Here is an 18,498-nt window from a genome sequence, read left to right as displayed (position 1 = left end):
CCTTGGAAACACGCACGGTGACCGTTCGCCCTGTCGAGGCTACCAACGCCGATGTATCGAGCGCCTAAGCTTCTCAGGAAATACCGGGTTAGACGCACCGTTCGCCGGAGCGGTTCCGTCCGGAATTCACGAGACCGGGGTGGCGATCTCTCCCTTGGCGGCGAGCAGGGCGATGTCGGTGCGGTGGTGGGAGCCGGCCAGGTGGACCTTCTCGACCGTCGCGTAGGCGTCCTTGCGGGCGGCCTTCAGGTTCTTGCCGGTGCCGACCACCGACAGCACGCGGCCGCCGGAGGAGACGACGGCACCGTCGTCACGGCGGCGGGTGCCGGCGTGGAGCACGCCTTCGAGCTCGCCACCGGTGATGACGTCGCCGGTCCTCGGCTTGCCGGGGTAGCCGTCCGCGGCGAGCACGACGGTGACCGCCGCGCCGGAGTCCCACTCCAGCGGCGACAGGTCGGCGAGTTCGCCGGTCGCCGTCGCGTGCAGGACCTTGCCGAGCGGGCTGCGCAGCAGCGCCAGGACGACCTGGGTCTCCGGGTCGCCGAAACGGCAGTTGAACTCGATGACCTGCGGGCCCTCGGAAGTCAGCGCGAGACCGGCGTAGAGCAGGCCGGAGAAGGTGGCGCCGCGGTTGTCGAGCTCGTCGACCACGGGCTGCACGATGCGGGCGACGACGTCGTCGACCAGGTCCTTCGGCGCCCACGGCAACGGGGCGTACGCGCCCATGCCGCCGGTGTTCGGGCCCGCGTCGCCGTCACCGACGCGCTTGAAGTCCTGCGCGGGCAGCAACGGGACGACCGTGCGGCCGTCGACGAAGCAGAAGAGAGAGGCCTCCGGGCCGTCGAGGAAGGACTCCAGGAGCACCGGGTGCCCGCCGTCGAGCAGCATCAGGGCGTGCTTGCGTGCGACGTCGACGTCCGTGGTGACCACGACACCCTTGCCCGCGGCGAGGCCGTCGTCCTTGACCACCCAGGTGGGGCCGAAGCGGCCGAGCGCGGCGTCGAGGCGGGCCGGGTTGTCGACGACCTCGCAGTGCGCCGTCGGCACCTTCGCGGCCGCCATGACGTCCTTCGCGAACGCCTTCGAACCCTCGATCCTTGCCGCGGACGCGGACGGACCGAAGCAGGCGATGCCCGCCTTCCGGACCGCGTCGGCGACACCGGCCACCAGCGGGACCTCGGGACCGACCACCACCAGATCCGCCTGCCACTGCTTGGCGAGGGCGGAGACGGACTCGGGGTCGGCCGCGTCCACGCCGAGTTGTTCGGCCACCGCCGCGGTGCCGGCGTTGCCCGGGGCACAGGCCAACGCGGTGACGGAAGGGTCTTCCGCGACCGCGAGGACGAGTGCATGCTCACGGGCGCCGGACCCGATTACCAGTACGCGCACGACGCAAAGGGTAACCGGGCCGGAGACGCCCTGTCGGCGGAGCCACGTGAAACCCGCCCCGGCCGGAGGCCCCGCTATCGTGGCGGCGGGGCACCATAACGTCTGACCTGCGAAAACACGAACCTGACCCGGCGATGCGATCGCGGTCGCGGGTCACCGATCAACACAGCCCCGAACACGTCGCCGTCCTCGAGCGGGTGGTTCCATCCGGCGTTCACCCGGCGGTCAGCGCTCCGCCGGTCCGTCTTCGCCGTCCGGACGCCTCCTGCGTCAAGGGTTGCGCGGTACCCCGAGTTCAAGCGAAAGAGGTTACCCACCATGCGAAAGCGCCTGGGCGTGCTCGCCCTGTCCGGACTCGCCGTACTCAGCGTCACAGGGCTGGCAGGCGCTGCCGAGCCGAGCGCCCAAGATGTGTCGGCGCTGGCGAAGGGTCACGATGGTCCGGTGATCGTCGGACACCGCGGCGCCCCCGGCTACCGCCCGGAGCACACGCTCGCCTCGTATGAGCTCGCCTACCGCCAGGGCGTCGACTGGGTCGACGTCGACCTCGTGCCCACCAAGGACGGCCAGCTCGTCGCGCGGCACGAGAACGAGATCGGCGGGACCACCGACGTCGCGAAGCACCCCGAGTTCGCGAACCGGAAGACGACGAAGGTCATCGACGGCACGTCGTTCACCGGCTGGTTCACCGAGGACTTCACACTCGCCGAGCTGAAGACCCTGCGCGCGACCGAGCGGATCCCGCAGCTGCGGCCGAACAACAAGATCTACGACGGCCGCTACCAGATCGCCACCTACCAGGAGGTCATCGACCTGACGCGCCGCCTGGGCCGCGAACTGCGCCGTGAACTGGGGACGTACCCGGAGATCAAGCACTCGACCTACTTCTCCTCGATCAAGAACCCGACCGAGCCGAAGCTGGTCGAGCTGCTCAAGCGCAACGGGCTCAACCACCCGAAGGCGCCGGTGATCATCCAGTCGTTCGAGGTGTCGAATCTGATCGCGCTTTCGCGCCAGGTGCGGGTGCCGCTGCTGCAGCTGACTTCGGCGACCGGCGCTCCGGCCGACTTCGTCGCCAAGGGCGACCCGCGGACGTACGCCGACCTCGTGACGCCGGCGGGCCTGAAGGAGATCTCGAAGTACGCGGACTACCTGGGCCCGGAGAAGGCACAGGTCATCCCGGTGGTGAACGGCGCGCTGGGGCAGCCGACCAAGCTGGTCGCCGACGCGCACCAGGCAGGGCTGAAGGTCGGGCCGTACACGTTCCGCAACGAGAACAACTTCCTCCCGCAGAGCCTGCGCTCGTCGGCGAACCTCGCCGAATACGGCAACGCGTTCGCCGAGCAGGAGGCGTTCCTCAAGGCGGGTGTCGACGGGTACTTCGCGGACCACCCGGACACCGCGCTGGAGGCCGTGAAGGCGTTCCGGGGGCGCTGAGGTCTCGACCCAAGCAGCCAGGGCGCCGGTACCGGGTGGGTCCGGTGTTCGTGGTGCAGGTCAGCGGCCCTACGTGACGCCCGCCCCGGGACGCCGACTGTGTGGATTTTGGGGCGTTGGACGACCAGAAATCCACACAGTGCCCGACGGAGACGTGAGGGGTGTGTGGAAATAGAGACGCTCAACGTCCCGTTTTCCGCACACCCCTCACTCGCGGTAACACTCACCCGCCCACCAACCACGCCGAGTGGCCACATGAGGCGAAGGCGCGGTCCCCAGCGATCGATCGCGATTACCACGCCGCCTTTGCCCACCCCTGGAGAGCGCCCGAACCGCCACTCACGACCCACCCGGCCAGGGCTGATCGGCGGCCTCTCTACTCCCGTCGCCGTCCTTGCGCTGCGGCGGTGAGTGTCCTGAACGACCCTTTCCTGAAAGCTGGGGACGGGTTTCTTGACGGGACCTTGACATGCGCAGGTAGACGGGCCTAATTTCGGCGGATCTCAATGGTCTGTCCGCATACCTTTTAAGTGGGTGCCCGATGGATGTCTCTGACAAGCAGGCCGCAGAACCCGCCGACGAAGACAGCGCCCGGCTCCACCAACTCGGCTACGCGCAGGAACTCCGGCGCACGATGTCGGCCTTCTCCAACTTCGCCGTCTCCTTCACGATCATCTCGATCCTCTCCGGCTGCCTGACCCTCTACGGATTCGGCATGAAAACCGGCGGGCCCGCCGCGATGATCTGGGGCTGGCCGCTGGTCGGCCTCTTCGTCATCCTGGTCGGGCTGGGCATGGCCGAGGTCTGCTCCAGCTACCCGACCGCGGGCGGCCTCTACTACTGGGCGGCGAAGCTCGCCCCGCGCAACGGCGCGGCGTGGTCATGGTTCACCGGCTGGTTCAACCTCATCGGGCAGATCGCCGTCACCGCGGGTATCGACTTCGGCGCGGCGCTGTTCCTCAACGCCTTTCTCGACCTGCAGTTCGGCTTCGAGGCGACGCCGGGCCACACGATCCTGCTGCTGGCGATCATCCTCGTGATCCACGGACTGTTGAACACCTTCGGTGTCAAGATCGTCGCGCTGCTGAACAGCATCAGCGTGTGGTGGCATCTCGCGGGTGTGCTGGTGATCGTCGGGGTGCTGATCATCGTTCCCGAGAAACACCAGGACGCGTCGTTCGTCTTCGGCGAGTTCGTGAACAACACCGGCTGGGCGTCGCCTGTCTACGTCTTCTTACTGGGCCTCCTTCTCGCGCAGTACACACTCACCGGATACGACGCCTCGGCCCATATGACCGAGGAGACCAAGAACGCGGCGAAGGCCGGACCTCGCGGGATCATCAACTCGATCCTCGTCTCCCTGATCGCCGGCTGGATCCTGCTGATCGGCCTCACTTTCGCCATCCAGGACTATGAGGGCGCCGTCGGCTCCGAAACCGGGGTGCCGCCCGCGCAGATCTTCATCGACGCGACCGGCGCGACGACCGGCAAGTTCCTGTTGCTGATCTGCATCGGCGCACAGCTGTTCTGCGGAATGGCGTCGGTGACCGCGAACTCGCGGATGATCTACGCCTTCGCTCGCGACGGCGCGATCCCGGGTTCCAAGTTCTGGCACCGCATCAACAAGCGCACCCAGACTCCGACCAACGCGGTGTGGCTGGCCGCGGGCGGCGCGCTCCTGCTCGCCCTGCCGTACCTGTGGAGCGCGACCGCCTACGCGGCGGTGACCTCGATCGCCGTCGTCGGCCTTTACGTGGCCTATGTGATCCCGGTGTTCCTGCGGGTGCGCAAGGGCGACGACTTCGAACCCGGACCGTGGAACCTCGGCCGCTGGGGGAAGCTCGTCGGGACCGTCGCGACCGTCTGGGTGTGCTTCATCTTCGTGCTGTTCATGCTTCCGCAGGGATCACCGATCACCATCGACAGTTTCAACTACACGCCTATCGCCTTCCTTGTCGTACTCGGTGGTGCGGCGGTGTGGTGGTTCGCCTCGGCGCGCAAGTGGTTCACAGGCCCGAAGGTGCAGGGCTCCGAGGAAGAACTCGCCGCGGTGGAAAAGGAACTCAAGGAATTGGGGTAGCGGTCTCCTCCCGGGAGCGGCCGGCGCGGACTACGGTCACCGCGGCCGCTCCCAGCGCCCCGACTCCGGCGAAGGCGTAGAAACCCCACGGGTAAGCGATTCCGGCAGTCAGCAGCGCGCCGCCGAGGATCGGGCCGCAGATCGCGCCGACGCGGCCGACACCGGCCGCCCAGCCGATCCCGGTGGCACGCATGACGTCCGGGTACGTCTTGCCGATGTAGGCGTACACGAGCACCTGCGCGCTGAACACGAAACCGCCGGTGAGGAACACGGCCACGTACAGGCCGACAGCGGGCAGCTTCACACTCAGCAGGGCCAGGAACACCGCCGCCCCGAGGAACCAGAAGATCACCGCCGGCCGCACGCCGACCTTGTCCGCCACCCGGCCCGCGACGAGCAGGCCGACGACGCCGCCGAGGTTCAGCGTGAGCAGCAGCCCGAGCGCCGCGCCCAGCGGATATCCGGCCTGGCGCATGATCTCCGGCAGCCAGGTGTTGAGCCCGTAGACCAGCAGCAGCCCCATGAACGACGTCACCCAGAACGCGATGGTGGCGCGCAGGAACCCGCCGCGGAACAGCCCGCCGACAACCTGTGTCGCCGACTTCTCCTGCGTCTCCCGCGCCCGCTCGAAAGACTCGGATTCCGGCAGGTACTTGATCATCAGCGGTACCAGCACGAGCGCGGGCAGCGCGCCGGCCACGAACATCGCGCGCCAGCCGAGCGGCTGGATCAGCCAGATGCCGAGCAGGGCCGTGAGCACCGCGCCGACGTGGTAGCCGGTCATCACCGTGGTGGTCGCGCTGCCGCCCTTCCCCTTGCGGGCGTACTCGGTGACCAGCGCGATCGCCGTCGGCAGACAGCCGCCGAGACCCAGCCCGGCGAGGAAACGCAGCAGACCGAAGACGAACGCCGACGGCGAGATCGCGCAGAGCGCGGTGAACGCCGAGAAGGCCGTGACCGCGATGATCAGCGCCTTGCGACGGCCGATGAGGTCGGTGATCGTGCCGATCGCCATCGCGCCGATCATCATGCCGATCAGGCCGAACGTCGAGATCACCGACGCCGTGCCGGGTGTCAGGTCCCAGACGTGGTCACGGAGCAGCGCGGGCAGCACCGTGCCCAGGACGACCAGGTCGAATCCGTCGAGCAGTACCGCCGTCCAGGCGAGTGGGACCACCCACGAACGGGCCGCGGCAGGGGACATTGGAGACCTCCAGCTGTGTTCGCTATGCGCACGAGTATGCACAATCCGAACGCTGTGAGCAAGGCCACTGGGCCCCTGGATGTCCTGAACGCCCCTTTCATGACACGTGAGTCAGCGCTGGGCGAGGTCTCCGAGGACGCTCCAGGTGCGAAGCCGCTCTTCCGCGTTCCGGATACCGCTCTGCGTCGCGACGACCTCGGTCGCCCCGGCGTCGAAGTACCGCCGGATCTCGGCCGCGACGGTCTCCTCGTCCCCGGCGATCACCAGGTCACCGGCGGAATCCACGCCCTGGGCGTCGAAGATCGCGCGATAGGAAGGGATGTCGCGGAAGAAGGCGTACTGCCGGTCGACCTGGGCGCGTACGGCGCCGGGATCGTCGGTCACGACGACCGGGACCATCGCGATGATCCGCGGCGCCGGACGACCGGCGGCGGCCTTGGTGATCTCCGGGACGATGAGCCCGGAAAGGGCTTTCGGCCCGGCGAGGAAGGGGATCGTGCCGTCGGCGAGTTCGCCGGTGACTCGCAGCGCCTGCCGTCCCATCGCCGCGATGATCACCGGGATGCCCGAAGACCCCGCGACAGACAGCGAAGCCGCGAAGCCCTTGGCGTGCGCCCGGACCGTCTCGCCGCGGAAATCGACTTCGCCGCCGTCGAGCACTTGCCGAAGGATCGTGAGGTACTCGCGAAGGTGCTTGATCGGCGACGGGTACTCGATGCCGTACGCCGGTTCGAGCCAGTTCTTCGCACCGGTTCCGAGGCCGAGGACGAATCGGCCGCCGGTGGCGGCCTGTGCCGTCTGCGCGAGACCGGTGATCAGCAACGGATGTCGCGGGTAGATCGGGACGACGCCGGTCCCGACGGTGATTCCCGCGACCGCGCGCCCCGCGAGGGCGGCGACGGTGATCGCGTCGTGCTCCATCTGCTGCGAGAACCAGACGGACGTCAGGCCCGCGTCGGCGGCCTGCCGGGTCTGCGTGATGAGTTCGTCGACGATGTTGACGGCGTCCGCGGTGTCCCCGGACGGGAGTGCCACTCCGATGGTCATGTTCAACGCTAACCATGCTGCCTAAAGGATATTTCGCCGTTCACCAGTTGGGATCACGCGCGCGGATCCCGGTGTAGACCCACCCTGGGCGGCGTCCGACACCTCGATTTTGGAGAGACCCGATGTCGTTGACCGATGTCATCGAAGGAACCAAGACCGCCGTCTCGTTCAGCGTCGCCAACGCGCTGACCCCCGGAACCGCGACGCGGGTCGACGTGCGGGTGCGCGACCACTCGTTCGCCGTCGACGAGCCCGCCGCGCTCGGCGGCACCGACACCGCGGCGAACCCGGTCGAATACGCGCTCGCCGCGCTGGGCTCGTGCCAGGTGATCACCTATCAGTTCTGGGCGGCGAAGCTCGGTGTGCCGCTCGAAGGCGTGAAGGTGACCGTGGACGGCGACATCGACCTGCACGGGTTCTTCGGGTTCTCGGAGACTCGCCCCGCGGGCGCGGAGGTTTACGAGGACCTGAAGCGGCAGGTGGACGAACACTGCCCGGTGCTGGACCTGTTCCGGAACCCGACGCCGGTGAAGACCTCGCTCGCCTGAGACGCAAGGAAAGGTCCTTTCATTGCAGATTTTGCAATGAAAGGACCTTTCCTTGCACGCGCGAGGGGTCAGACGAACTCGTGCCGCACGATCGTCTGCTCGCGGCCCGGACCGACGCCGATCGCCGAGATCCGCGCGCCCGACAGCTCTTCGAGCCGCTCGACGTAGGCCCGTGCGTTGGCCGGCAGCTCTTCGAAGGTGCGGCAGCCCGAAATGTCCTCGAACCAGCCCGGCAGCTCTTCGTAGATCGGCAGCGCGTGGTGCACGTCGGTCTGCGTCATCGGCATGTCGTACGTCCGGAAGCCGTCGACCTCGTAGCCGACGCACACCGGCACCTTCTCCAGGCCGGACAGCACGTCCAGCTTGGTGAGGAAGTAGTCGGTGATGCCGTTGACCCGCACCGCGTAGCGCGCGATGACCGCGTCGAACCAGCCGGTGCGCCGCGAGCGGCCGGTGGTGACGCCGAACTCGCCGCCCTGTTTGCGCAGGTACTCGCCGGACTCGTCGTCCAGCTCGGTCGGAAACGGGCCGGAGCCGACACGCGTGGTGTAGGCCTTGAGGATGCCCAGCACGGTGTCGATCTTGCCGGGGCCGATGCCCGAACCCGCGCTCGCGCCGCCGGAGGTCGGGTTCGACGACGTCACGAACGGGTAGGTGCCGTGGTCGACGTCGAGGAGGGTGCCCTGCGAGCCTTCGAGCAGCACGGTCTCGCCGCGTTCGAGGGCCTGGTTGAGCTGGAGGCGCGTGTCGGCGATGCGGTGCGCGAACTTCTCGCCCGCGGCCAGCACCTCGTCGGCGACCTGGTTCGCGTCCAGCGCCTTGCGGTTGTAGACCTTGACCAGCACCTGGTTCTTGAACTCCAGTGCCGACTCGACCTTCTGCCGGAAGATCTTCTCGTCGAGCAGGTCCTGCACGCGGACGCCGACGCGGGCGATCTTGTCCTGGTAGCAGGGGCCGATGCCGCGGCCGGTGGTGCCGATCTTGCGGCTGCCGAGGTAACGCTCGGTGACCTTATCGATCGCCACGTGGTACGGCATGATCAAATGCGCGTCGGCGGAGATCAGCAGCTTGCTGGTGTCGACGTCGCGTTCTTCCAGCCCGGCGAGTTCGTCGAGCAGCACGCCCGGGTCGATGACGACACCGTTGCCGATGACGTTGGTGACGCCCGGCGTGAGGATCCCGGACGGGATGAGGTGGAGGGCGAAGTTCTGCCCGTCGGGAAGGACTACGGTGTGGCCCGCGTTGTTACCGCCTTGGTAACGCACGATCCACTGGACGCGGTCGCCGAGCAGGTCGGTGGCCTTGCCCTTGCCCTCGTCCCCCCATTGGGCCCCGATCAGCACGATGGCCGGCATGTGACACTCCAGGTGTTCGGCGACTGGTGGTTTGGCGCTGGTAAATGCCGGTGCATGAGCGTAACGGAGGGCCTTCGGGTGCGCGGAATAGTGGTGGTCTGTCCGGAGGGCGAGCCCACACTCCCGGAGATCGACGACGTCGAAATGGTGCACGTCCCGAGCCGCCCCGGCAAGGCGGATATCGACCCCTTGCTGGGGGAACACGATCATCTGGTGGTCGCGGGCACCGACGCGGACCTCGCGGCCGTCGCGCTGCGGCTGTTACGAAAAGAACAGCTCTCGGGCGTGTCGCTCGGCTTCGTGCCGTCGTCTCCGGACTCCGACGTCGCCCGTATCTGGAGCCTGCCGACGCAGCCGCTGCGCGCCCTCTCGCTCGCCCTGCGTGGCGAGGTCGACCCGGTGCCGCTGATCCGCGACGACACCGGCGGGGTGCTGGTCGGGCGCGGGGTGATCGGGATGATCCGCGGGGTGGCCTACTGCGACGAGCACACCGTCCTGCGCGGGCCCGCGCGCTCGATCGAGGTCGAGCCGGACACGAGCGGCCCAGGGCTGATGGTCCGGGTGACCAAGGGGACGCTGTTCAAACGGCCTTCGACGCATTACGCGCGGGCGTTCCAGCTCGGCTGCATCCCGACCCGGCCGAGCATCGACGGCGTCGCCCATCCACGCGCGATGAGCCGGTGGACCTGGTACCGGCACACCGAAGACCTCCGGCTGGTCCGCGGGCTGGACTAGCCCGTTCGGCTCAGAACCATCAGCTGGACTTTCCGAAGATTTTTCGGCGGCGGACACCCTGTCCTACCTGCTCGTGACACCCTCCGTTCACGAATAGCCAGCAGAGTGTCATCCGATGGTGTTGCGTGGGCCATATCCGTGCCGCATGGTGACCAGGTCCCCAAACCTGACACGGAGGCAGCAATATGCCAACTGCGCTTGCCGTTCGTCGCTCCTTCACCGTCCTCGCCGTCTCGGCGATCGTCTCCGCGGGCGTGGTGGGTGTCGCCGAAGCGACACCCCCGGGCATCCCATCGGCGGACACCGCCAAGACCCAGCTCGCCGCGCTGACCGTCAAGCCGGACGGTTCGTCGACCGGGTACAGCCGCGACAAGTTCCCGCACTGGTCCGACCAGGGCAACAGCTGCAACACCCGCGAGGTCGTGCTGAAGCGGGACGGCACGAACGTGCAGCAGGACAGCAGTTGCGCCGCCGTCTCCGGCAGCTGGTTCAGCCCGTACGACGGCGCCACCTGGCGCGCGGCGTCCGATGTGGACATCGACCACGTCGTCCCGCTGGCCGCCGCGTGGCGCACCGGGGCGTCGTCGTGGACCACCGCGCAGCGGCAGGCGTTCGCGAACGACCTCAGCGCGCCGCAGCTGATCGCCGTCACCGACAACGTCAACCAGGAGAAGGGTGACAAGTCGCCGGACGCCTGGAAGCCGCCGACCGTCGGCTACTGGTGCACCTACGCGAAGATGTGGACCACGGTGAAATACAAGTACAAGCTGAGCATCAAGTCGGCGGAGAAGACCGCGCTGACGGACATGCTCAACCGCTGCTAGACCTGCTCTGTCCGTGAAGGCCTCCTTCACTACCTTCAGAGTAGGGAAGGAGGCCTTCACGGACTTTCGGGGCTGTCAAGCGGAAAGGCGGGACGTTTCGCGGGCTGGGAGCCGAACTCAGTATGTGGGCGGGCCTCAAGGCCGTGATTAGCGTGAATCGGTCAGGCGCAAGCAAAAGCGCCCTCCCCGTTCCCGCTGGAGGCCACCCGGCGTCCCGTCCCGCCGCCACTTCCTTACTCGCGCTCACCGCACTTTTCGCCACCGCCTGCTCGTCCGCGGGCGGCTCGACGGGTGCCGACGCGGGGCCACCCAAACCCGGAGGCACGCTGCGCCTCGGGATCTCGTCGAGCCCGGACTGCGTCGACCCGGTCTCGCCGGGGAAACTCGCGCCGGAAGCGACGAAGACCCCGCGTTCCTCGTCCGCCGACACACGCGTTTCGGCGCCCAGGAAGGAAACGAGGCCGGCTTCCTGGAGGGCGAGCAGTTCTTCGAGCCGCCGCGGAGGCGGGCCGCTCGCGAAACAGGAGAAGAAGCCGAGGAACCAACCGTCCAAATCGGACAGTTGCGAAACCGCGTCGAACCGTCCGGTCCCCACCAGCGCGGGAAGCTGGCCCATCACGGACAGCAGTGCCGTGAACGCCCCGAGATCCGCGCTGTACTCGGGGTCCGCCCGTCGGCTCAAGTCGGCTTCGACGTACTCGCGCAGTTCCTTGCCGTACTCCTCCGCGGTGCCGAAGTCCTTGCCCGCCATGGGCCGGTCGAGACGATCCAGGTCCAGCCGGTCGTCCGGCGCCGGGATCGCTTCGCAGTGCCTCGAGTTCGGCGCGCAGGCTGTCGTCGATTCCGGTGTCGAGCCCGCCCGAGCGGACCAGCCGCGCCCACTCGATCAGTGACGGGCCCGGCCTGATCGGGCCGTGGATCCGCACGGTGTCGTCGGTGAAGACCGTGACGTCCTCGGGCATGGAGTTCATACGCAGCAACGGCGACTGTTCGTAGCGCCAGACCCGTCACGCCCCGGCGGAAAGGGATCGACGAGATGTGCCACCAGCCGCCGACCGCCGAGCAGTTCGGCGGCGTTGGCACCGAGCCGTTCGAGCACGCCCACCCCACGTGGACCGGCGCCGACCACCGCGAGCACATAGGGAAGGTCTGCGGTACTCACGAAGCCGAAGCCACGCCGGGATTCCGGGCGGCGTTCGGGTTCTCGAGGAAGTGGGGGGTCACGGACGAGAGGAACGCGCGATGCCGGTCGAATTCCTGGGCATCGGAGGCACCGACGACGGTTCGGAGACTCATCCGCGATCGGGTGCTGTTCGCGTACGGCTCCAGCGGGCCGGACCCGGTGCAGGCGGCCGCGTACGTCGCGTCGAAGCTCGACAAACTCCGGATCCTGTAGGCGCACCGGCCGAACGTCTCGTACCCGACCTTCGCGGCGAAGACGTTCGCCACGCTGGACCGGCCTTCGGACGGAAAGCTCACGGTGCACTTCATCACCGGCGGCAGCGACCACTACCGCTTCGCCGACTTCGTCCTCGACGTCGGTCCTGTGCGACGGCCACGCCCCGATGTGTCGTTCGGCGGGTCGTCCCCGGCGGCGTACGCGGCGGGCGGGGCGGAGGCGGACACCTTCTGCCTCTGGGGTGAGCCTCTCGCACAGACCGACGTCCCGCGGATCCAGGTCGCCTTCCGCCCGATCATCGCGCCGACCGAGGAACTCGCCTGGGAGAAGGCGTATCGCACGGTCGACGCCATGGATGGAGGGGGCCGGCAGCTGACCCGGCGGCCTTCGCTCACGAACCCGGAGAACACCGGCTCGCAGCGGCTCCTCGCGGTCGCCGCCGAAGGCGAACGGTTCGATCGGGCACTGTGGACCCCCACCGCGGCCGCGACCGGCGGCGCCGGGAACTCCAACGCGCTGGTCGGCACGCCCGAAACCGTCGCGCAGGCCCTGCTCGACTACTACGACCTCGGCGTCGACACCCTCTCCGCGCGCGGTTACGACACGATCGACTTCGGCCGTCACGTCATCCCCATCGTGCGCGAGGAGGTCGCCAAACGCGACGCGGCTTCGGCCCGCGAGGTGCTCGCGGTCGACGGTTGAGCCGCCACTGCACCGAATGGCGGTCGATCATCCATTCGGTGGAGCGCGTCGGTGCCGTCTGAGGGACCCGACGGTCGCGGAGCGGAGTCGGAACGCGTTCGCACACCATGCGAACACAAGCGGGCCCGGGGGTACCCGCGGCCGTCTTCGCGGCGCCGTACCTCCGAGCCGGGTGACGCGGCCGCGGCCGGTTCTTTCCCGGCGAAAGGCCCAAAGCCACCGAAAGCCGCAGGTCCGAGCCGAGGCACCGGTCACCGGGACATCTTCGCGAACGGCCGTGCGTCCACGAAAAAGATCTCCAACTCCAGAAACCCGGCGAAAGAACCTAGCCAATCACCAACAGTCAGGAGACACTTACGTGAACGAATGACGCTTCGTGACTAGCTCGTGACCGCGTTACTCTCGGTCACGAGTTTGTCGCGTAATAAGGACCCTATTGGGGGCAGCATGGCTTCGGCCGGACGGGTCACTTACCGAGAGGTGTTCGGTGTAGCCGAGTTCCGTTCGCTCTGGTTCGCCGAGCTTTTCTCGATCTTCGGTGATCAACTCGCCAGGGTCGCCCTCTCCGTCCTCGTCTTCACCGAAACCCGTTCCGCGACCCTGACCGGTCTCACCTACGCGTTGACCTATGCCCCGTCGCTGCTCGGCGGCATCTTCCTCACCGGGTTCGCCGACCGCTTCCCCCGGCGAACGGTGATGGTGACCGTCGATCTGCTGCGAGCGCTGCTGATCGCGCTGGTCGCGGTGCCGGTACTGCCGTTCTGGGTCCTGTGTGTCCTCGTCGGCGCCGTCTCGCTGCTGAATCCTCCGTTCAAGGCGGCCCAGCTGGCTCTGCTGCCGCAGATCCTCGAAGGCGACCGGTTCGTCGTCGGCATGGCGATCCGCAGCATGACCGTCCAATCGGCACAGCTGGCGGGATTCGCCGGCGGGGGTCTCCTGCTGACCGCGCTGGAACCCCATATCGCCCTCGCGCTGGACGCGGTCACCTTCGTGGTCTCGGCGCTGTTCGTCCGGTTCGGACTGGCGTCGCGCCCGGCCGCGGCGTCCGGCGAGAAGCGCAAGTCGTTCTTCGCCTCGATCGGTTCGGGCGGGAAGATCGTCTTCGCCAGCTCAGGGTTGCGTTCGCTGCTGCTGTTCACCTGGCTGATGGGCCTGCTGCCGGTGTACGAGGGCATCGCGGCGCCTTACGTCGCCTCGTCCGGCGGAGGCCCCGAGGTCATCGGCCTGCTGCTGGCCGCCGACCCGATCGGCAGCGTGATCGGCGCGTTCATCTACTCGCGCTGGGTGCCGGCACACGTCAGACCGAAACTGATCGGGCCGCTTTCCGCGCTGACGGCGATCCCGCTGCTGCTGTGCTTCCTGCAGCCGGGGCCGTGGGCGTCGATCGCCCTGTTCGTCGTGTCCGGCGGGCTGGGCACGGTCGCGCTCATGCAGGCGACGGCGTCGCTGACCCTCGCGGTCCCCGACGAAAGCCGCGCTCAGGTGATGGGCCTGTCGAACACCGGACTGACCACGACCATGGGTGTGAGCCCGCTGATCGGCGGCATCCTAGCCGACCAGACCGGCGCGCAGTCGACGGTCGGCTTCTTCGGTCTTGCCGGATTGCTGCTGACCGTTCCGCTGGCGGTGGCCTGGGGAAAGACACTCAGGGCGGCCCCGGAAAAGTGGATCGAGCATGACGACGCACGCGCGGAACATTGAGGTGCTCCACGCGTGGTCAATCCTGCGCAGCCGTGCGGCTGGCGCCCTGTGTCACTGCTCCTTACCGGCCATCGCTGGCACCTTTCCCTCGGTCTCTCAGAGAAAAGTACACACCTAGGGAGCTTGTCGACAGCCCGCAAGTCAGTGGAAGCTGTCGGTAAGTAGGGGGTTTCGGAGAATGACGCAACAGTCAGGGGGAAAGATGATCACATCGGAGGAACGCGCTGGACATCGTTCGGCTCTCACGGTAACGGCGTGGGAGCTTTGGAAGCGGCCCACGAACTGGATCACCTTCACGGGGCTGACGGTCGCGGCGATGCTCGCGCTGACCGGGATCTTCACCATGACCGTCGCGATCGAAACGTCGCAGGTCATGACCTGCCTGCTGCTCGCGGCACTGGCGATCGTGCAGGCCGAGGCGACCCGGCGGATCGAGCACCAGCGGCGCAGCCTGAGCATCACCCCGCACGTCAGCATGACGTCGGTCTGGGTCTTCCCCGGCGCGTTCATCCTGCCGCCGCAGCTCTCCGCGCTTCTCGTCGCGGTGATCTATCTTCACCTCGGTTTCCGCAGCTGGTCGGGGATTCGTCACGTGAATCCCCATCGGACTGTGGCGAACGCCACAACCATGACGATGTCCGCGTTCGCCGGCTGGGGGGCCGTGCAGCTCGTGGGTGACGCTTCAGTGACGGTCTCTTCGATCTGCTTCGCGGGCCTCGCCTTCTTCGTCGTCAACACCGCTCTCACGGGGATCGGGCTCTATCTGGCCGCCCCCGGCAAGGCTTCCGTCCCCAACTGCCTCGGCACCTGGGACGACAACATCCTCGAACTCTCCACGGTGTGCCTCGGCGGCCTGGTCATCGCGGCCCTTCCGTACCAGCCCGCGCTCGTCCTGCTGATCTTCCTGCCGCTGTACGTGCTGCAGCGTTCGGTGCTGATCAAGCAGCTGGAAGAGCTCGCGACCACCGATCAGAAGACCCAGCTGCTCAACGCGACGACCTGGCAGCAGGGCGCCATCCGCGAGGTCGCCCGCGCCGAGCGCGAGAACGGCCAGTTCGGCGCGCTGATGATCGACCTCGACCACTTCAAGAGCATCAACGACACGTACGGCCACCTCGCGGGCGACGACGTGCTCAAGGGTGTCGCGGCGCTGGTCAAGGCCGAAACGCGGACGCAGGACCTCGCCGGCCGCTTCGGCGGTGAGGAATTCGTCGTGCTCCTGACCTCGTCTTCGAAGCACGAGTCCGTCGCGGTCGCCGAGCGCATCCGGCAGCGCATCAGCGAAATGGTCATCAGGACCCAGGACAACGAGGGCAACCCCGTGGTCATCGAACAGCGGACGGCGTCGGTCGGCGTCGCGACGTACCCGCTCGACGGCCGGACGATCGACGAGGTCATGGCCTCCGCCGACGCGTCGGTCTACGCGGCCAAACGCAACGGCCGCAACCGCGTGGTCTCGTCCCCGGATCTGGCGTCGGTCGCCGACGTGGCTGGAATGCCTCTGGAGGCCGTCGCGGCCTAACGGAGTCTTTCCATCACGTCGGCGGCCTCGGTTCGAAGACGGACGACGCCGCCGACGGTGAATTCGGTGAGCAGGTCGATGAGCGCGTCCGCGTCGGGCGGCTCACCGTCCCAGCTCGCCTGGACGAGCGCCTCGGTCATCGCGAAGAACAGCGTGACCAGCGCCTTGTCCGCGCGGCCGGAGTCGACGCCGTGCCGGGCCCAGCGCTGCCTGCTCGCCTCGGTGTAGACGCCGGCGAGCCGTTCCCGCAGCCGGGTGAGGGCCGGGTCGCCCATGCGCTCCGCCTCGCGCAGGACGGGGAACGCGTCGGGGTTCGCCGCTACGAAGGCGAACATGTTGGCGTAGTTGGCGCGCGCCCAGGACCGCAGCTCGGGCTGAGAGAGGTCCAGGGCGGGTGCGCCGATCGCCTCGAAGGCCCGTTCCTCGATATCCGCGACGACCTGCGTGAACAACGTCGTGCGATCGCCGAACTGCTCGTAGACGGCCTGGCGGGACACGCCCGCGCGCCGGGCGATCTGCTCGATCGTCGCGGCCTGCGCGCCGTGCACCGCGAAGACACCGGCGGCCGAACTCAGCACCCGCGCGCGTTGCTCGCCGATCGGGAGTTTGCGGGGTCTCCCTCGCGGCGCCGGGCTTGACATTGTGCGCCACCTCACTGACTCTCTTTTTCGACACATCTGTCGAAAATGTTTGTGCTCAACGAGGAGCAAGCATGCGTCCAGGATCCCGGCGCGGTGTTTCCGCCGCCGTCTCAGCGGCCACCATCGCGGCCCTGCTGACCTTCGGGGCACCGCAGGCCACGGCCGCCCCGTCCTTCTACGATCCCCCGTCGCCGCTGCCCGCGGGTGCTCCCGGCGACATCATCCGGCACGAACCGTCCACCTTCTACGTCGATCCCGTGAAACTCATCAAGGCCGACGCGGACGTGCGGCGGATCATGTACCGCAGCACCGACACCCACGGCAAGGCCAACGCCGTGACCGGCACCGTCCTCACCCCGAAGAAGGCGTGGACCGGCGCGGGCGAACGGCCGGTCATCGGCTACGCGGCCGGGACGCAGGGCGTCGGCGACCAGTGCGCGCCGTCGAAAGCCCTCGCTGCGGGCATGGAGTACGAAGGCCCCTTCATCGCCGGGCTGCTGCTTCGCGGCTACGGCGTCGTCGTCACCGACTACGAGGGCCTCGGCACCCCGGGTGTCCACACGTACGTCAACCGCGCGGCCGAGGGCAACGCCGTCCTCGACTCGATCCGCGCGGCACAGCGCCTCCCCGAAGCGAACCTGCCGGACAACGGCCCGGTCGCGACCGCGGGCTACTCGCAGGGCGGCGGGGCATCTGCGTCGGCCGCCGAACTCCAGCCGTCGTACGCGCCCGAACTCAAGCTGAAGGGCTCGTACGCGGGCGCCGTCCCGGCCGACCTGGCCGAGGTCGGCAAGAACATCGACGGGCACTACGCCTTCGGGTTCCTCGGATTCACGCTGGTCAGCATGGACGCGGCGTACCCGGAACTGAACATTCCCTCTCTGCTGAACGCGAAGGGCGCCGAAGCGTTCGAGAAGGTCAAGCAGGAGTGCACCGGGGACGCGATCTTCGGACACGCCTTCACGCAGTCGAAGGACCTGACGAAGGACGGAAGGCCGCTGACCGCGTACCTCGGCGAAGAGCCGTACAAGACGCGAGTCGGCGAGCAGCTCATCGGAGCACGGAAGCCGGGCGCGCCGACGCTGGTCGTCCACAGCGCACTCGACGACATCGTCCCCTACGCGCAGGGACGGACCATGGCGCGCTCGTGGTGCGCGAAGGGCGCGAAGGTGCAGTTCTCGACTTCGCTGGTTCCGACGCACGTCGGCGGGGCGATCCGGGCTTTCCCGGAGGCTTTCGCTTGGCTTGAAGGACGCTTCGCGGGGCTGCCGGCCGTGGGGAACTGCGGCCTGTTCTAGGGCTCACCGAGTGCTATGAAAGGTCCCTTCCTTGCAAAATTTGCAAGGAAGGGACCTTTCATAGCGCGCTACTTGAGGCCGGTGGCTTCCGCGGCGGCGGGGTCCGAGTCGCTGAGGAAGGTCCGGCAGCGGTCGTACTCCTCGGTCTCGCCGATCTTGCCGGCGGCCTTGCCGAGGACCGCGAGGGAACGCAGGAAACCCTGGTTCGGGCGGTGCGACCACGGCACCGGACCGTGTCCCTTCCAGCCCGCGCGGCGAAGCTGGTCGAGGCCGCGGTGGTAGCCGGTGCGGGCGTACGCGTACGCGGCGACGGTCTCGCCGGCTTCGAGCGCCTTCTCGGCGAGGGCGGCCCACGCCTCGCTGTAGTCGGGGTGCTCGGCGGCGACGGCGGCCGGATCGGTCCCGGCGTCCAGCGCCGCCTGCGCGGCGGTGTGCTCGGGGAGATGCGTCGGCTGGGGGCCGAGGAGGTTCGTCATACGGGCCATTGTGCCCACCCCGTGTGACTAGAAGAACAGGCTCCCGAGAATGCCCCCACCGGCCAGCACCAGAGCGGCGACGAGGACCGCCGCGACGAGTCGTTTCGGCATCATGGCGGCACACCTTGCCCTGCTTCGCA

The 18,498-nt window shown here is 68.1% G+C and carries 14 protein-coding genes and 2 pseudogenes; 9 read left to right on the top strand and 7 right to left on the bottom strand.

The genetic code is table 11. From position 1 onward, the window contains the following. Positions 1 to 126: 126 nt before the first annotated feature. Complete coding sequence (gene purD / locus AC0685_RS04075) at positions 127 to 1,389, bottom strand: phosphoribosylamine--glycine ligase (RefSeq protein WP_478224200.1); 1,263 nt, start codon at positions 1,387 to 1,389, stop codon at positions 127 to 129. Positions 1,390 to 1,707: 318 nt separating this feature from the next. Between purD and AC0685_RS04070 the strand changes: the two genes are divergently transcribed. Both AC0685_RS04070 and AC0685_RS04065 read left to right on the top strand, forming a co-directional pair. Further along, the gene (locus AC0685_RS04070; protein WP_478224199.1) at positions 1,708 to 2,826 is read left to right on the top strand and encodes a glycerophosphodiester phosphodiesterase; all 1,119 of its coding nucleotides are present in this window, start codon (positions 1,708 to 1,710) and stop codon (positions 2,824 to 2,826) included. Between the two features lie 541 nt (positions 2,827 to 3,367). Next, positions 3,368 to 4,906, top strand: coding sequence for an amino acid permease (locus tag AC0685_RS04065; protein WP_478224198.1), 1,539 nt, complete (start codon positions 3,368 to 3,370; stop codon positions 4,904 to 4,906). Here AC0685_RS04065 and AC0685_RS04060 read toward each other — a convergent pair. Next, complete coding sequence (locus tag AC0685_RS04060; protein ID WP_478224197.1) at positions 4,890 to 6,110, bottom strand: MFS transporter; 1,221 nt, start codon at positions 6,108 to 6,110, stop codon at positions 4,890 to 4,892. The genes AC0685_RS04065 and AC0685_RS04060 overlap by 17 nt on opposite strands. 111 nt (positions 6,111 to 6,221) lie before the next feature. Continuing rightward, positions 6,222 to 7,157, bottom strand: a complete 936-nt coding sequence (locus AC0685_RS04055) for a TIGR03564 family F420-dependent LLM class oxidoreductase (RefSeq protein WP_478224196.1) — start codon at positions 7,155 to 7,157, stop codon at positions 6,222 to 6,224. A gap of 122 nt (positions 7,158 to 7,279) precedes the next feature. On the opposite strand from AC0685_RS04055, the gene AC0685_RS04050 reads away from it, so the two are divergent. Continuing rightward, positions 7,280 to 7,705 (top strand): OsmC family protein, encoded by a 426-nt coding sequence (locus AC0685_RS04050; protein ID WP_478224195.1) that lies wholly within the window; start codon positions 7,280 to 7,282, stop codon positions 7,703 to 7,705. A 68-nt stretch (positions 7,706 to 7,773) separates the two neighbouring features. On the opposite strand, the gene AC0685_RS04045 is transcribed toward AC0685_RS04050, so the two are convergent. Continuing rightward, positions 7,774 to 9,060, bottom strand: coding sequence for an adenylosuccinate synthase (locus tag AC0685_RS04045; RefSeq protein ID WP_016338079.1), 1,287 nt, complete (start codon positions 9,058 to 9,060; stop codon positions 7,774 to 7,776). Between the two features lie 54 nt (positions 9,061 to 9,114). On the opposite strand from AC0685_RS04045, the gene AC0685_RS04040 reads away from it, so the two are divergent. Both AC0685_RS04040 and AC0685_RS04035 read left to right on the top strand, forming a co-directional pair. Further along, positions 9,115 to 9,795, top strand: coding sequence for a hypothetical protein (locus tag AC0685_RS04040; protein WP_478224194.1), 681 nt, complete (start codon positions 9,115 to 9,117; stop codon positions 9,793 to 9,795). 185 nt (positions 9,796 to 9,980) lie between these two features. Then, entirely contained in the window at positions 9,981 to 10,619 is a 639-nt protein-coding gene (locus AC0685_RS04035; protein ID WP_340686219.1) for a GmrSD restriction endonuclease domain-containing protein, read from the top strand. A gap of 373 nt (positions 10,620 to 10,992) precedes the next feature. Here AC0685_RS04035 and AC0685_RS04030 read toward each other — a convergent pair. Continuing rightward, positions 10,993 to 11,757: pseudogene (locus tag AC0685_RS04030) on the bottom strand (FAD/NAD(P)-binding protein); the annotation flags it as partial. A 104-nt stretch (positions 11,758 to 11,861) separates the two neighbouring features. Here AC0685_RS04030 and AC0685_RS04025 point away from each other — a divergent pair. From AC0685_RS04025 to AC0685_RS04015, 3 genes and pseudogenes are all read left to right on the top strand, one after another. Then, a pseudogene (locus AC0685_RS04025) lies at positions 11,862 to 12,720 on the top strand (LLM class flavin-dependent oxidoreductase). A 447-nt stretch (positions 12,721 to 13,167) separates the two neighbouring features. Further along, positions 13,168 to 14,421, top strand: a complete 1,254-nt coding sequence (locus AC0685_RS04020; RefSeq protein ID WP_478224193.1) for an MFS transporter — start codon at positions 13,168 to 13,170, stop codon at positions 14,419 to 14,421. Positions 14,422 to 14,623: 202 nt separating this feature from the next. Beyond that, positions 14,624 to 15,943, top strand: a complete 1,320-nt coding sequence (locus tag AC0685_RS04015) for a sensor domain-containing diguanylate cyclase (RefSeq protein WP_478224192.1) — start codon at positions 14,624 to 14,626, stop codon at positions 15,941 to 15,943. Here AC0685_RS04015 and AC0685_RS04010 read toward each other — a convergent pair. Next, positions 15,940 to 16,521: a TetR/AcrR family transcriptional regulator gene (locus AC0685_RS04010; protein ID WP_340688523.1), complete on the bottom strand. Its 582-nt coding sequence runs from the start codon at positions 16,519 to 16,521 to the stop codon at positions 15,940 to 15,942. The two genes, AC0685_RS04015 and AC0685_RS04010, sit on opposite strands and share 4 nt — an antisense overlap. A 134-nt stretch (positions 16,522 to 16,655) precedes the next feature. On the opposite strand from AC0685_RS04010, the gene AC0685_RS04005 reads away from it, so the two are divergent. Continuing rightward, positions 16,656 to 17,882, top strand: coding sequence for a lipase family protein (locus AC0685_RS04005; RefSeq protein ID WP_478224191.1), 1,227 nt, complete (start codon positions 16,656 to 16,658; stop codon positions 17,880 to 17,882). A gap of 68 nt (positions 17,883 to 17,950) precedes the next feature. Here the strand turns inward: AC0685_RS04005 and AC0685_RS04000 are convergent, their stop codons facing one another. After that, positions 17,951 to 18,358, bottom strand: coding sequence for a DUF3151 domain-containing protein (locus AC0685_RS04000; protein WP_007032496.1), 408 nt, complete (start codon positions 18,356 to 18,358; stop codon positions 17,951 to 17,953). Between the last annotated feature and the right edge of the window lie 140 nt (positions 18,359 to 18,498).

It is taken from the genome of Amycolatopsis sp. NPDC043889 (genome assembly GCF_056435645.1).
Note: the sequence above shows the minus strand (reverse complement) of the source record. Positions and strands in the feature narration are given on the sequence as shown.

Coding starts and splice junctions, on each gene's coding strand:
- AC0685_RS04070 (WP_478224199.1), top strand. CDS start 1,708: ATGCGAAAGCGCCTGGGCGTGCTCGCCCTGTCCGGACTCGCCGTACTC.
- AC0685_RS04065 (WP_478224198.1), top strand. CDS start 3,368: ATGGATGTCTCTGACAAGCAGGCCGCAGAACCCGCCGACGAAGACAGC.
- AC0685_RS04060 (WP_478224197.1), bottom strand. CDS start 6,110: ATGTCCCCTGCCGCGGCCCGTTCGTGGGTGGTCCCACTCGCCTGGACG.
- AC0685_RS04055 (WP_478224196.1), bottom strand. CDS start 7,157: ATGACCATCGGAGTGGCACTCCCGTCCGGGGACACCGCGGACGCCGTC.
- AC0685_RS04050 (WP_478224195.1), top strand. CDS start 7,280: ATGTCGTTGACCGATGTCATCGAAGGAACCAAGACCGCCGTCTCGTTC.
- AC0685_RS04045 (WP_016338079.1), bottom strand. CDS start 9,060: ATGCCGGCCATCGTGCTGATCGGGGCCCAATGGGGGGACGAGGGCAAG.
- AC0685_RS04040 (WP_478224194.1), top strand. CDS start 9,115: ATGAGCGTAACGGAGGGCCTTCGGGTGCGCGGAATAGTGGTGGTCTGT.
- AC0685_RS04035 (WP_340686219.1), top strand. CDS start 9,981: ATGCCAACTGCGCTTGCCGTTCGTCGCTCCTTCACCGTCCTCGCCGTC.
- AC0685_RS04020 (WP_478224193.1), top strand. CDS start 13,168: ATGGCTTCGGCCGGACGGGTCACTTACCGAGAGGTGTTCGGTGTAGCC.
- AC0685_RS04015 (WP_478224192.1), top strand. CDS start 14,624: ATGATCACATCGGAGGAACGCGCTGGACATCGTTCGGCTCTCACGGTA.
- AC0685_RS04005 (WP_478224191.1), top strand. CDS start 16,656: ATGCGTCCAGGATCCCGGCGCGGTGTTTCCGCCGCCGTCTCAGCGGCC.
- AC0685_RS04000 (WP_007032496.1), bottom strand. CDS start 18,358: ATGACGAACCTCCTCGGCCCCCAGCCGACGCATCTCCCCGAGCACACC.